We start from the raw sequence: 14,079 nt of genomic DNA on the forward strand, positions 1-14,079 counted from the left end.
GTCGACGTGCGCCGTGTGACTCCCGACGACCTGCTCGCCCGGGCGGCCGGCGTCCGCGGCGTCTATGCGGCCGCGTTCGGCCGGCCGCCGTGGAACGAGACCGCGGACCACGCCGACGCCTACCTCGGCCGACTCGCCGAGGACGCCCGGCGGCCCGGCTTCACGGCCGCGCTGGCCGAGGCCCCGGACGGCCGGACGATCGGCTTCGCCACCGGCTGGACGACCCCGACCCCCTTCCCGGCCGACCGCCTGCACCCCGTGGTCCGGCGTGCCCTGGGCGACCGGCACACCGAGGCCTGGCTGTGCGGCGCACGCAAGGTCGACGAGCTGGCCGTCCACCCCGCCCACGCCGGACACGGCCTCGGCCGGGCCCTGCTGGACGCCGTCACCGCCGACGCGCCCGACGGGCGCTGCTGGCTGCTGGCGACCGTCGAGGAGGGCGGACCGATCGCCTTCTACCGGCGCCTCGGCTGGCGCCAGCTGACCGGACCGGTCGCGGGGCCGGGCAGTCCCGTCGTCCTGGTCGACCCGCGGCACCCCGCCGCACCCGGCCCGCAGGACGCCTGAGGACAGCCCCCGGGCCGCTACCCCGGTGGTCCGGGGCGCACCGGGTACGGGACGAAGGTGCTGGTGTGCTCGTCGACGACCAGCGGGCGGCCGATCGGCGGGGCGGAGCGCTGGGGGCAGGCCGGGCGTTCGCAGACCTTGCAGCCCAGCCCGATCGGGGTGGCCGCCGACGCGTCGGCGAGGTCGAGCCCGGCGGAGTACACCAGCCTTGGGGCGTGCCGGAGTTCGCAGCCCAGGCCGATGGCGAAGGTCTTCCCGGGACGGCCCCAGCCGCCGGTGGAGCGGGTGACGGCGCGGGCGGTCCACAGGTGGCGCTGCCCGTCCGGCATGGCGGCGACCTGGACGTGCACCCGGCCGGGCGAGGCGAAGGCCTCGTAGACGTTCCAGAGCGGGCAGGTGCCGCCGGTGCGGGAGAAGTGGAAGCCGGTGGCGGACTGCCGTTTGGAGACGTTGCCGGCCCGGTCGACCCGGACGAAGGAGAACGGCACGCCGCGCAGCCGGGGCCGCTGCAGGGTGCTGAGGCGGTGGCAGACGGTCTCGTAGCCGACGCCGAAGTGGTCGGCGAGGTGCTCGATGTCGTACCGGGACGCCTCCGCCTCGGTGTGGAAGGCCCGGTAGGGCAGCACCAGGGCGGCGGCGAAGTAGTTGGCCAGGCCGATCCGGGTCAGCGACCAGGCGGTGGAGTCCACCGGGCTGTCCTCGGCGGCGAGTTCGGAGAGCAGCGCGTCGTGCTCCAGGTAGCCGAGCTGGGTGGCCATCCGGAAGGCCTGCTGGCCGGGCCGCAACCGGTCGGAGAGCCGCAGCACCCGCGCCTGCGGGTCGTAGGCGTGCAGCCGGTCGCCGCCGGTGGCGAGCCGGACGCCGTGCCGTTCGGCCAGCCGCTGGGCGAGCGCGCTGCGGACCTCGCCGCGGCGCAGCCCGATCGCGCCGGCCAGCGCCTCGGCCGCGGTGTCGAGCCCGTCGACGTAGTTGCGGCGGCGGTAGAAGAACTCGCGGACCTCCTCGTGCGGGGTGCGCACGGTGTCCCGGGGCAGGCCGCGCTCCCCGGCCAGGACGGCGAGTTGTTCGGCGGCGGACCGGCGTCCGCGGCCCAGCTCCGTCAGCACCCGGGCGACGGCGGGCAGCCGGGCGGCGAGGTCGTCCAGGTCGCCGGGGGTGAGCCGGCCGTCGGCGAGTTCCTCGCCGAGGGTCTCGCGCAGCTCGGCGGTGAGCCGGGCGGTGTCGGGCGGGGCGAACCAGCCGGCGTCGATGCCGAACGCCTCGGTCAGCCTGAGCAGCACCGGGACGGTCAACGGGCGGGCGTCGTGCTCCAGTTGGTTGACGTAGCTGGGCGAGAGGTCGACCAGCCGGGCCAGTGCGGCCTGGCTGAGCCCGCGGTCCTCCCGCAGCCGGCGCAGCCGCGCGCCGGCGAAGGTCCGTGCCATCCGGTCGCCCCCGATCCCGCCGTCCGGTCCGGTCTGCCGTGGGCGCTCGGCCGGCTGCCGGGCGGGCCCGTCCCGCCGGCTCGTGCGCAGCATAGCCGCGCCGACCCGTCCGCACCCTTCGCAGGCTTCGCAGAGTGGCGGCCCGGGCTTCGCAGAAGTTGGCAGCCGTCCACCGGTGACGGGTGCCGCGGGCGCTGGCAGAGTCGGTGCCGCGGCCGGACGGCGCAGCGCCACGAACCTTCCCCACCAGGGAAGTCGGGCCCGTCGGCCGGGCACGGCGCAGCAACCTCCGGGCAGTTCCCCGGCCGGTCCCGGCGCCTCCGGTCCGCACCCCACGCCACGGCGTGACAACCCTCACACCCTTCGCAGCGAGCACCCCGGGAGCGGATCAGCATGACCCAGTCGGTTCGGCAGCAGCAGGAGCAGCAGGCGGCGGAGCTGGCCGCCCGGTGGGCGTCCGACCCCCGGTGGGCCGGCGTCGAGCGCACGTACACCGCGGCGGACGTGGTCCGGCTGTCGGGCACCGTCCGCGAGGAGCACACACTGGCCCGGCGCGGGGCCGAGCGGCTGTGGCGCCTGCTCCACGAGCGGGACTACGTCCACGCCCTGGGCGCGCTGACCGGTGGTCAGGCCGTCCAGATGGTCAAGGCCGGGCTGGAGGCGATCTACCTGTCCGGCTGGCAGGTCGCGGCGGACGCCAACCAGGCCGGCCAGACCTACCCAGACCAGAGCCTGTACCCCGCGAACTCGGTGCCGCAGGTGGTGCGGCGGATCAACAACGCGCTGCTGCGGGCGGACGGGATCGACGCCGCCGAGGGCAATGACGGCCCGGACTGGCTGGTGCCGATCGTCGCGGACGCCGAGGCCGGCTTCGGCGGCCCGCTGAACGCCTTCGAGCTCACCAAGGGCATGATCGCGGCCGGCGCGGCGGGCATCCACTACGAGGACCAGCTCGCCTCCGAGAAGAAGTGCGGCCACCTCGGCGGCAAGGTGCTCGTCCCCACCGCCCAGCACATCCGCACCCTGAACTCGGCCCGGCTCGCGGCCGACATCGCCGACGTGCCGACGCTGATCGTGGCCCGCACCGACGCGCTGGCGGCGAACCTCCTCACCACGGACGTGGACGAGCGCGACGCCCGGTTCTGCACCGGCGATCGCACCGCCGAGGGCTTCTACCGGGTCGAGCCCGGTATGGCCCCGGTGATCTCCCGCGGCCTCGCCTTCGCCCCGTACGCCGACCTGCTGTGGGTGGAGACCGGCACCCCGGACCTCGCCCAGGCCCGGGAGTTCGCCGAGGCCGTCAAGGCGGAGTACCCGGACCAGCTGCTGGCGTACAACTGCTCGCCGTCCTTCAACTGGAAGGCCGCGCTGGACGACGACCAGATCGCCACGTTCCAGCGGGAGCTGGGCGCGATGGGCTACCGCTTCCAGTTCATCACGCTGGCCGGCTTCCACGCCCTCAACCACTCGATGTTCCAGCTGGCCCGCGGCTACGCCGAGCACGGCATGACGGCCTACGTCGACCTGCAGGAGGCCGAGTTCGCGGCCGTCCCGAACGGCTACACGGCGGTGAAGCACCAGCGCGAGGTCGGCACCGGCTACTTCGACCTGGTCTCCACCGCGCTCAACCCGAACGCCGAGACGCTCGCCCTGACCGGCTCCACGGAGACCGAGCAGTTCCACTGAGCCCGGCGCACCCGGACCACCGCCGACGGCCGACCCGATCGGGGCCGGGGAAGCCCCGCGGCCGTCGCCCACCCCGCCCGGGGCCTCGTTGAGGGACGAGGCCCCGGGCCCGCCTCCCGGAGAGCAGCGATGAACCCGATCAGCCGTACCGAGGTCCTCGGCCCGTCCGAGGACCGCTTCGAGGAGATCCTCACCCCCGAGGCGCTCGCCTTCCTCGCCCGTCTGCACAACCGGTTCGCCGGGCGCCGGGCCGACCTGCTCGCCGAGCGCGAGCGGCGGGCCGCCGACCTCGCCGCGGGCGGCACCCTGGACTTCCTCCCGGAGACCCGCGCGGTGCGGGAGGACCGCAGCTGGCGGGTGGCCGGCGCGGGGCCCGGGCTGCACGACCGCCGGGTGGAGATCACCGGCCCGCCCGAGCGCCGGATGGCCGTCCACGCGCTCAACTCCGGCGCCGAGGTCTGGCTCGCGGACTTCGAGGACGCCACCGCCCCGACCTGGCACAACCTCGTCAACGGCCAGCTCAACCTGCTCGACGCCGTCGAGCGCCGGATCGACGATCCCACGCCGGACGGCAGGCGCCTCCGGGTCGGCGACACGCCCGCCACCATCGTGGTCCGGCCGCGCGGCTGGCACCTGCCCGAGGACCACCTGCTGGTCGACGGCCGCCCGGCGGTCGGCGCCCTGGTCGACTTCGGCCTGTACCTCTTCCACTGCGGCCGGCGCCAGATCGAGCGCGGCAGCGGCCCGTACTTCTACCTCCCCAAGCTGGAGAACCACCTCGAAGCCCGCCTGTGGAACGACGTCTTCACCTACGCCCAGGCCGAGTTGGGCATCCCGCACGGCACGATCCGGGCCACCGTCCTGATCGAGACCGTCACGGCCGCGTTCGAGATGGACGAGATCCTGTACGAGCTGCGCGAGCACGCCGCCGGGCTGAACGCGGGCCGCTGGGACTACCTGTTCAGCCTGATCAAGAACTTCGCCCGGCACGGGCCGCGGTTCGTCCTGCCCGACCGCGCCACCCTGACGATGACCCAGCCCTTCCTGCGCGCCTACACCGAGCTGCTGGTCCGCACCTGCCACCGGCGCGGCGCCCACGCCATCGGCGGCATGGCCGCCGCGATCCCGCAGCGCGACCCCGACGCCAACGAGGCCGCCCTCGCCAAGGTCCGGCTGGACAAGGAGCGCGAGGCCGGCGACGGCTTCGACGGCTCCTGGGTCGCCCACCCCGGCCTGGTCGCCACCTGCCGGGCGGTCTTCGACGCCGTCCTCGGGGAGCGCCCCCACCAGCTCGACCGCATCCGCGAGGACGTCGAGGTGACCGCCGCCGACCTGCTGGCCGTCCACCGGCTCACCCCCGGGCTGCCGAGCGAGCAGGGTCTGCGCGCCAACGTCGCCGTCGCCCTGCGCTACCTCACCGCCTGGCTCGGCGGCACCGGCGCAGTCGCGGTGTTCGGACTGATGGAGGACGTCGCCACCGCCGAGATCGCCCGCTGCCAGCTCTGGCAGTGGCAGCACCACACCTCCCGGCTCACCGGCGGCTCGCTCGCCACCGCCGGCACGGTGCGCCGGCTGATCGACCGGGAGCGGGCCGCGCTGCTCGCCGAGGGCGCCGACCCGGCGCTGGTCGACGGTGCCGTGCGCATCCTCGACGAGACCGCCCTCGGCGCGGAACTCCCCGCCTTCCTCACCACCGACGCCTACGCCCGCCACCTGGTCCGCACCCCCACCCCGGTCCCGCTCCCCTGACGGGAGCGGCGCTCAGAAGGGCACCCGCATGAACGACATCCGCCGTGTCGCCGTCGTCGGCGCCGGGCAGATGGGCTCCGGCATCGCCGAGGTCTTCGCCCGCGCCGGACTCGACACCATCGTCTGCGAGCGGGACCCGGCCGCCCTGCGCGCCGCCCGCGGCCGGATCGACCGCTCGCTGCACCGCGCCGCCGACCGCGGCCGGATCGACGAGCGGCAGCGCACCGACGCCTGGGCGCACCTGCTGTTCGCCGACGACCCGGACGCGCTGGCCGATCGCCAACTGGTCGTCGAGGCCGTCGTGGAGGACGAGCGGGTCAAGGCCGAGGTGCTGGCCGCCCTCGACAAGGTGCTCGTCGACGGGGACGCCGTGCTGGCCACCAACACCTCGGCCATCCCGGTGACCCGGCTCGGCATCGCCACCGGCCGCGCCCCGTACGTCCTCGGACTGCACTTCTTCAACCCGGCGCCGGTCATGCCGCTGGTCGAGCTGGTCGCCTCGCTGCACACCGGCCCGGCGGTGCTGGACCGGGTCGAGGCCTTCGCCCGGGACGTCCTCGGCAAGCGGGTGATCCGCTCCCGCGACCGGGCCGGCTTCGTCGTCAACGCCCTGCTGGTGCCCTACCTGCTCTCGGCGATCCGGATGGCCGAGGCCGGGCACGCCACCGCCGAGGACATCGACGCCGGCATGGTGCACGGCTGCGCCCACCCGATGGGGCCGCTCGCCCTCGCCGACCTGATCGGCCTGGACACCGTGCTGGCCATCGCCGAGTCGATGTACGACGAGTACAAGGAGCCGCTGTACGCCCCGCCGCCGCTGCTCGCCCGGATGGTGGAGGCCGGGCTGCTCGGCCACAAGTCCGGCCGGGGCTTCCACCGGCACCGGGCTGCCTGATCCCGCTCCCCGGGGCCCGGTCCGACCTCCCGTCAGACCGGGCCCGCGGCGCGGAAGGAGCGGCGGTAGGCGTCCGGCGGCACCCCGACGACACGCTTGAACTGGCGCCGGAGGGTGGTGGCGGTGCCCATGCCGGTGGCCCGGGCGACCGCCTCGATGCCGTCGTCGGTGGCCTCCAGCAGTTCCTGGGCCCGGCGCACCCGCTGGGTCAGCAGCCACTGCAGCGGGGTCTCGCCGGTCACCGCGCGGAACTGCCGCCCGAGGTGGCGGGGGCTGGTGTTCGCCCGCCGGGCCAGATCGGTGACGGTCAGCGGCCGGTCCAGCCGCCGGTGGGCCCAGGCGAGCAGCTCGGAGAGCGCGTGGTCGCCGCCGGCCGGTACCGGGGTGGCCACGAACTGCGCCTGCCCGCCCGGCCGGTGCGGTGGCATGACCAGGCGGCGGGCGACCGAGTTGGCGATGCCGGCGCCGTGGTCGAGGTGCACCAGGTGCAGGCAGAGGTCCACGGCGGCGGCCTTGCCGGCGGCGGTGAGCACGCTGCCGTTGTCGGTGTAGAGGACGTCCGGGTCGACCTCGGCCAGCGGGTGGCGGGCGCTCAGCTCCGCGGCGTGCGCCCAGTGGGTGGTGGCCCGCCGGCCGTCCAGGAGCCCGGCCGCGCCCAGCACGAACGCCCCGGTGCAGAGCGAGGCCACCCGGGCGCCCGCCCGGTGCGCCCGCCGGACGGCCTCGACCAGCTCCGGCGGCAGCGGTTCGTCGATGTCGGCGCAGGCGGGCACGATCACGGTGTCCGCGTCGGCCGCCCGCTCCAGCCCGTGCTCGGGCACCACCGTGAACGGCCCCACCCGCACCGGCCCGGGCCCGCAGAGCAGCACCTCGTACCAGTCGTCGACGGCCTCCCGCGGCGGGTTCCCGAAGATCTCGTACGCCACGGCCAGCTCGAAGTGCAGCAGGTGACCGGCCGTCAGCAGGGCGACAGAGGGCATGTCCGAAAGTGTACGGGTGCTGTCCTTCCGGACCATCACGGCCGCCCGCCGACCGCCGCAACACTGGACCCATCGGAACCGGAGGAATCGGGGGAAAGCATGGACGGCGAGCACACGGCACCGGCGGTGGTGGTGTACGGGGCGACCGGGCACACCGGCCGCTTCGTGGTCGCGGAGCTGCGGCGGCGGGGCTTCACCGCCGTCGCTTCGGGGCGCGACGCGGCCCGGCTGGCGCAGGCGGCGGCCGACTGGGACGACGTGGCCGTGCGCCCGGCCGCCGTGGACGATCCGGCGGCCCTGGACCGCGCCCTCGCCGGGGCCGCGGCCGTCGTGAACTGCGCCGGCCCGTTCGCGGTGACCGGCGGCCCGCTGGTCGCGGCGGCCCGGCGCGCGGGCATCCCGTACGTGGACGTCGCCGCCGAGATCGAGGCCAACGCCGCCGTCCTCGCCGGGGCGGCCGGGGACGACGGCCCGCCGGTGCTGCCGGCGATGGCCTTCTACGGCGGTCTGGGCGACCTGCTGGCCACCGCGGCGATGGGCGGGTGGCGGGCCGCCGACGAGGTGCACATCGCGTACGGGCTGAGCGGCTGGCGCCCCACCGAGGGCACCCGGGCGGCCGGGCGGGTCTCCCACGAGCGCCGCGCCGGCCGGCGGGTGCGCTTCACCGGCGGCGCGCTGCAGTACCACGACGACCCGGCGGCGCAGCAGGACTGGGAGTTCCCGCAGCCGCTCGGCCGGCGGCGGGTGCTCGCCGAGTTCTCGATGGCCGACGTCGTCACGGTGCCCAGCCACCTGGCCGTGCCGGAGGTCCGCACCTACATGACGGTCGAGGCCGCCCGGGACCTCGCGGACGAGGGCACCCCGGCGCCGGAGGCGGTCGACGACCAGGGGCGCTCGGACCAGACCTTCGTGGTGGACGTGCTGGTCCGCGCGGGCGGTGCGGAGCGCCGGGCAACGGCCCGCGGCCGGGACATCTACGCCGTCTCCGCGCCGCTGGCGGTGGAGGCCGTCCGGCGGATCCTGGACGGGCGGACCCGGGGCGGCGGGACGGCCTCGGCGGGCGCGATGTTCGACGCCGCGGACTTCCTGCGGGCGCTGGCCCCGCACGTCGAGGTCGAACTCCCGCACTGAGCCGCCGCTCCCGCCGGGCCCGGCGGACGGGGCGGGGCCGGCGGGGCGGCAGACGGGGTGGGCGGGGCCGGCGGGCGGGGCCAGAGCAGGACGGACCGGCGGGGCGGCGTCCTGCGGAAACGGTCCTGCCGACCGGCCGGGGGACCCACCGCCGCGCCTGTGCAGCAGCGGGCGGACGACTGCCTACCATCACGAACCGGGCAAAACGCCCGTATCGGACGATGGTCCGTCACCTCCACCGGCCCGGGAGCGCCTATGCCGCCGTCCACCCAGTCCTCCGGCGCGGCGCCCTCGGCCCCGGCCGCGCCCGGGGGGCTGCACCGCCTCGGGTCGTGGTGCGCCCGGCACTTCGTGATCGTGATCGCGCTGTGGATCCTGGCCCTGATCGGCATCCAGGTGGCGAACCGGAGCGTCGGCGGGGAGTACTCGGACGACTTCTCGCTGTCCGGCAGCCAGTCGCAGAAGGGCCAGCAGGTCCTGCAGGAGCACCAGCCCGCCGCCGGCGGCACCAACGCCCAGGTCGTCCTGCACGACGGGCAGCCGCTCACCGACTTCCAGGCGCAGATCGAACAGGCCGTCACCGCGCTGCAGCAGCTCCCGCACGTGAACTCCGCGCAGAGCCCGCTGCCCCCGCAGGGCCAGCCGGCCCCGCCGAACGGGCCGCTGTCCACCGACGGCCTCACCGGCTACATCACCGTCCGCTTCGACACCAACCCCAGCACCCTGGGCGACGACTACCTGACCGAGGTGGACCAGGCGGTCGCCCCGCTGCGCGCGGCCGGCGTGGAGGTGGAGTACGGCGGCCCGCTCGGCGAGCTGGCCCGCCCCGCGCCCGACGACCGGACCAGCGAGGCGATCGGCTTCGCGGTGGCGATCGTCGTCCTGCTGATCGGCTTCGGCAGCCTGATCGCCGCCGGACTCCCCCTGATCACCGCCCTGGTGGCGGCGATCTGCGGCCTGGGGGCGCTCGGGCTGCTCGCCGCGGTGTCGACCTTCGCCACGGTGGCCCCGACCCTGGCGACGATGATCGGCCTCGGCGTCGGCATCGACTACGCGCTGTTCCTGCTGACCAGGCACCGGCAGAACCTCATGGACGGCGTCGACCCGGTCGCCTCGGCCGGCCAGGCGGTGGCCACCAGCGGCCGGGCGGTGCTGGTCTCCGGCTGCACGGTCATCATCGCGCTGACCGGTCTCTCGGTCTCCGGCGTCTCCTTCATCGCCAAGCTCGGCGTGGCCGCCGCGGTCACCGTGGTGTCCGCGGTGCTGGGAGCGCTCACCCTGCTCCCGGCGATGATGGGCCTGATCGGCCGGAACATGGACCGCATCACCGTGAAGAAGCCGGTCGCCGAGACCGGCGCCGCGCCCGGCGAGGAGGTCACCGGCGTCTGGCACCGGTACGCCCAGCGGGTCGAGCACCGCCCGTGGTGGTTCCTGGCCGGCGGGCTGGTCGCGGTGGGCATCCTGACGATCCCGCTGTTCTCGATCCAGCTCGGCCACATCGACGACGGCGCCGACCCGACCTCGTTCACCGACCGGCGTGCCTTCGACCTGATGTCGGATGCGTTCGGCCCGGGGTCCAACGGTCCGCTGACCGTGGTCGTCGACCAGACCGCGGTGGCCGCGGACGCCCGGCCCGCCCTGCTGACCTCCGTCGAACAGGCCCTCACCGGACTGCCCGGCACGGCCAGCATGACGCCGTTCCAGACCAGCCCGGACGGCGTCGTCATCTACAACACCGTCATCCCGACCGACCGCCCCCAGGACGAGAGCACCACCAAGCTGGTCGGCAACCTGGTGGACACCGTGCTCCCGGACGCCGTCCAGGGCACCGGGGCGCAGACCTACGTGACGGGCACGACGGCCGGCCAGGTCGACTTCCTGGACATCGTCTCCGCCCGGCTCCCGTGGATCATCCTGGTGGTCGTCGGCCTGGCCTTCCTGATCATCCTGGCGGTCTTCCGCGGGCTGCTGATCGCGGTGAAGGCGGCCGTCCTCAACCTGCTCTCGATCGGCGCCTCCTACGGCGTGGTCGTCGCCGTCTTCCAGTGGGGCTGGGGCGGACCGGCGCTGGGCGTCTCCGGGACCGTCCCGATCGAGAGCTACGTGCCGATGATGATGTTCGCCATCGTCTTCGGCCTGAGCATGGACTACGAGATCTTCCTGCTCTCGCGCGTCCACGAGGCGTGGATCCGCACCCGCGACAGCGCCGGGAGCGTCGCGCACGCCCTGGAGATCACCGCCCGGGTGATCACCTGCGCGGCGCTGATCATGGTCAGCGTGTTCGCGGCCTTCATCGTCAGCGACAACATCGTCATCAAGATGATGGGCCTCGGCCTCGCCGTCAGCGTCCTGATCGACGCCACCATCGTCCGACTGCTGATGGTGCCCGCGGTGATGACGCTGCTGGGCCCGCGCGCCTGGTGGACGCCGCGCTGGCTGGACCGGATCCTGCCGCACATCGACACCGAGGGTGCGGGCGAGAAGGCCTGACGCCGCTGTCGGCCGGCCCCCACCCCGGGGGGGCCGGCCGTCGCACGTCCGCGCCGGGGGCGTCAGCGGCTCCCGGGGTCCGGCAGCAGGGCCGCCGCGGCGGCGAGCTCCGTCCGGGCCGCCTCCTCGGCCGCCCCGACGAAGGTGTGGCTGTCGGGACCGAGCGGGATCCGGACCGGCAGCGGACCGGGTTCGGCGACCAGCCGCAGGACGTCCCGGGCGAAGTCCTCCGGGCGGCCGACCGTCGGCAGGTCCGCCATGATCCGCAACTGCCCGCGCATCGGGTCCGTGTAGGGGGCGTAGACCGGGGAGCGCCCGGCCGCATCGGTGACCGAGGTGCCGTAGCGGGTCGCGTACCCGGCGGGCTCCAGCGCGGTGACCCGGATGCCGAACGGCTCGGCCTCCACGGCCAGCGCCTGCGTCATCCCCTCCAGCGCGTACTTGCCGGTGACGTACGCGGCCAGACCGGGGAAGGCCATCCGGCCCGCCAGGGACGAGACGTTGACGATGTGGCCGCCGCCCGCCGCCCGCATCACCGGCAGGACCAGCCGGGCCAGCCGCCAGGGCCCCACCACCAGGGTCTCCAGCTGGTCGCGCAACTCCTCGTCGCCGACCTCCTCGACGGTCCCGAAGACGCCGTTGCCCGCGTTGTTGACCAGCACGTCCAGGCCGCCGAGGCGGTCCACGGCGGTGGCGACCGCCTCCGCGCACTGGGCGGGGTCGCGGACGTCCAGCGCCACCGGCAGGATCCGGTCCCGGTGGTCGCGGACCAACTCCTCCAGCGCCACCGGTTTGCGCGCGGTGGCCACCACGGTGTCCCCCGCCGCGGCGGCGGCCGCCGCCAGCGCCTGCCCCAGTCCGGACGAACAGCCGGTCACCAGCCAGCGTCTTGCCACGCGGTACCCCCAGATCGTTGTCGGTCGCGTCGTCGTCGGTCGCGTCGTTGTCGGTCGCGACACACCCCGGCCCGCGCCCCGGCCGGGCGCCCGCGGCGGGATCGGCGCCGTGCCGGCCAACCGTGCCAGAGCCGGCCGCCCCCGCCCAGGGGTCGCGCAGCCCCGCCGCACGGCGCACGGGTGCGCCCGGGGGCGCGTACGGTCCGCGGGAGCGCGCGCCCGTCAGGCCGAGGCCGAGGCGGCGGCGCCCGCGTCCGCCTGCCCGTTCCAGTGGCCGACGAGTTCGGCGTAGTGCGGGGCGGAGGCGAGCAGCTCGGCATGGGTGCCCAGCGCCGTCCGCCCACCGTCCAGCAGCAGCACCCGGCGGGCCCGGGCGGCCGAGACCAGCCGGTGCGCCACCACGATCAGGGTGCCGGGGCGCTCCGCGAACGCCGCCTCGGCGCGCTCCTCGGCGACCGGGTCCAGATGGCAGGTCGCCTCGTCCAGCACCACCACCGCCGCGGCACTCGCATGGGTCCGCGCCAGGGCGAACAACTGGCGCTCACCGCTGGACAGTTCGGTCGCCGGGGCGGTGATCCTGGCGTCCCAGCCGCCCAGCCGCCCGATCACCGCGTCCAGGCCGACCGCCCGGGCCGAGGCCTCCAGCCGGGCCCGCGACGCGTCCGGGGCGAGGTAGGCCACATTGGCGGCCACCGTGCCCGGGAAGACGTACGCCTCCTGCGGCACCAGCGCCACCACCCGGCGGCGCACCTCCTCGTCCAGCTCCGCCACCGGGCAGCCGCCCAGCCGGACCGCACCCCCGGTCGGAGCCACGATCCCGGCGAGCAGCCCCGCCAGGGTGGACTTCCCGATACCGCTGGCACCCACCACGGCCAGGTGGTCTCCCGCCGGGACGTCCAGGTCGAGGCCGCGCAGGACCGGTTCGGCGTGCGGCCCGTACGCGAAGTCCAGGCCCTCCACCACGAGGTCCGTCCGCCGCAGCGCCGCGGGCGGGGACCCGGGCGCCCGCTCCCATCCGGCGGGCGGCTCCGGCGTGGACGGCTCCGGCGTGGTCGCCGCCTCCGCCAGGCGGTGCAGCACCACGCCCAGCTGGCTCCAGTACCCCGCCACCGCCCCGGCCATCAGCTGCAGCGCCGGGACGAGGTGCGCCGCGACATAGGTCGCGGCCCCGACCACGGCCCCCGCACTCACCGACCCGCGCTCCACCAGGCCCGGACCGGCGAACAGCAGGAGCAGCAGCGGCAGGTAGCCGCCCAGCAGCACGATCGGCACCCGCACCGCCGCCGCCAGCCCCACCCGCAGCTGCGCCCGGGCCGCCACCGCCACCTCCTGCTCCACCAGCGCGGCGGCCTGCCGCTCGACACCCAGCGCGGTCAGGTCCCGGGCCGCGCCCAGCGCCGCCCCCGCCCGGCCCGCCACCGCCTCCTCCGCGAGGACCAGCTCCCGGCGACGGGCCGTCAAGCGGCGCATCGACCACAGGAACACCGCCACCGCCGGCAGCAGCGGCCCCAGCACCAGCAGCGCCAGCACCGGGCTCAGCCCGGCCAGTCCGACCACGGCCGCCAGCAGCGACACCGCGAGCGGACGGGCGGTGCGCAGCAGCGTCCCGGCCAGGTTCCGGACCGTCTCCGTCTGACCGCTCAGCTGCGAGACGGCCGCCGACCCGCTGCTGCGCCCGGCCGCGGTGGCCCGCTCCAGGACGCCGTGCACCACCCGGCGCACCAGGGTGTCCCGCAGCCGCTCGACCACCTCCGCCAACGACGCGAACATCGCCCGCTCGGCGGCGGCCCGGACCAGGAACAGCCCGGCGAGCAGGGCGATCCAGGCCAGCCCGACGCCCGGGCGGCCGGCCAGGAAGCCCCGGTCCAGGGCCGCGGCCGTCACCCAGCCGGACGCCAGCGCGGGGGCGCCCTCCAGCGCCGACCAGCCGGCGATCCGGCGCAGCGGCGCGCGGCTGCCGCGCAGCCCGTCGGCGAGCAGCCGCGCCGCGGGGGCGCTGAGGCCGAGGCCCGTGGTCAGCGGTGGTCGACGGGGCACCGTTCCTCCTCGTGCTGCGGTGGCGTGGTCGGGCGGGCGGCGGTCGCCGGTGGGGCGGGGTGTCGCTCATGCCCGCCTGCCCGGGTTGTCGGCGGTGGCGGGGGTCCCGCCGGCTCTCCGCCCGGGGCCGTCTGCGGGGCCGGTGGCCCGGCGGCCGGATTCCGTTCCGCTGTCGGCCCGGGGCGCGGGGCGCTCACCGGTGCTCCGGTTGCGGGCTCGTGCTC

The 14,079-nt window shown here is 75.8% G+C and carries 10 protein-coding genes; 6 read left to right on the plus strand and 4 right to left on the minus strand.

The window, feature by feature from the left end:
* Positions 1-15: 15 nt before the first annotated feature.
* Positions 16-567, plus strand: a complete 552-nt coding sequence (locus ACWGB8_RS18740) for a GNAT family N-acetyltransferase (protein ID WP_452214602.1) — start codon at positions 16-18, stop codon at positions 565-567.
* A gap of 17 nt (positions 568-584) precedes the next feature.
* Here the strand turns inward: ACWGB8_RS18740 and ACWGB8_RS18745 are convergent, their stop codons facing one another.
* Complete coding sequence (locus ACWGB8_RS18745) at positions 585-1,991, minus strand: short-chain fatty acyl-CoA regulator family protein (protein WP_452214603.1); 1,407 nt, start codon at positions 1,989-1,991, stop codon at positions 585-587.
* A 393-nt stretch (positions 1,992-2,384) separates the two neighbouring features.
* Here ACWGB8_RS18745 and aceA point away from each other — a divergent pair, with 393 nt between their 5' ends.
* The 3 genes from aceA to ACWGB8_RS18760 all read left to right on the plus strand — a co-directional run bounded on the left by aceA (position 2,385) and on the right by ACWGB8_RS18760 (position 6,321).
* Positions 2,385-3,677: an isocitrate lyase gene (gene aceA / locus ACWGB8_RS18750; RefSeq protein ID WP_452214604.1), complete on the plus strand. Its 1,293-nt coding sequence runs from the start codon at positions 2,385-2,387 to the stop codon at positions 3,675-3,677.
* Positions 3,678-3,806: 129 nt separating this feature from the next.
* Entirely contained in the window at positions 3,807-5,426 is a 1,620-nt protein-coding gene (gene aceB / locus ACWGB8_RS18755) for a malate synthase A (RefSeq protein ID WP_452214605.1), read from the plus strand.
* A gap of 28 nt (positions 5,427-5,454) precedes the next feature.
* Complete coding sequence (locus ACWGB8_RS18760; protein WP_452214606.1) at positions 5,455-6,321, plus strand: 3-hydroxybutyryl-CoA dehydrogenase; 867 nt, start codon at positions 5,455-5,457, stop codon at positions 6,319-6,321.
* A gap of 32 nt (positions 6,322-6,353) precedes the next feature.
* Here ACWGB8_RS18760 and ACWGB8_RS18765 read toward each other — a convergent pair whose 3' ends face one another.
* Entirely contained in the window at positions 6,354-7,301 is a 948-nt protein-coding gene (locus tag ACWGB8_RS18765) for a helix-turn-helix domain-containing protein (protein ID WP_452214607.1), read from the minus strand.
* 99 nt (positions 7,302-7,400) lie between these two features.
* On the opposite strand from ACWGB8_RS18765, the gene ACWGB8_RS18770 reads away from it, so the two are divergent.
* Positions 7,401-8,432, plus strand: a complete 1,032-nt coding sequence (locus ACWGB8_RS18770) for a saccharopine dehydrogenase NADP-binding domain-containing protein (RefSeq protein WP_452214608.1) — start codon at positions 7,401-7,403, stop codon at positions 8,430-8,432.
* Positions 8,433-8,687: 255 nt separating this feature from the next.
* Positions 8,688-10,922: an MMPL family transporter gene (locus ACWGB8_RS18775; protein ID WP_452214609.1), complete on the plus strand. Its 2,235-nt coding sequence runs from the start codon at positions 8,688-8,690 to the stop codon at positions 10,920-10,922.
* A gap of 62 nt (positions 10,923-10,984) precedes the next feature.
* Here the strand turns inward: ACWGB8_RS18775 and ACWGB8_RS18780 are convergent, their stop codons facing one another.
* Together ACWGB8_RS18780 and ACWGB8_RS18785 are read right to left on the minus strand one after the other, a co-directional pair.
* Positions 10,985-11,818, minus strand: a complete 834-nt coding sequence (locus ACWGB8_RS18780; RefSeq protein WP_452214610.1) for an SDR family oxidoreductase — start codon at positions 11,816-11,818, stop codon at positions 10,985-10,987.
* 222 nt (positions 11,819-12,040) lie between these two features.
* Positions 12,041-13,855, minus strand: a complete 1,815-nt coding sequence (locus tag ACWGB8_RS18785) for an ATP-binding cassette domain-containing protein (protein ID WP_452214611.1) — start codon at positions 13,853-13,855, stop codon at positions 12,041-12,043.
* Positions 13,856-14,079 lie beyond the last annotated feature (224 nt).

Source organism: Kitasatospora sp. NPDC054939, assembly GCF_053610105.1.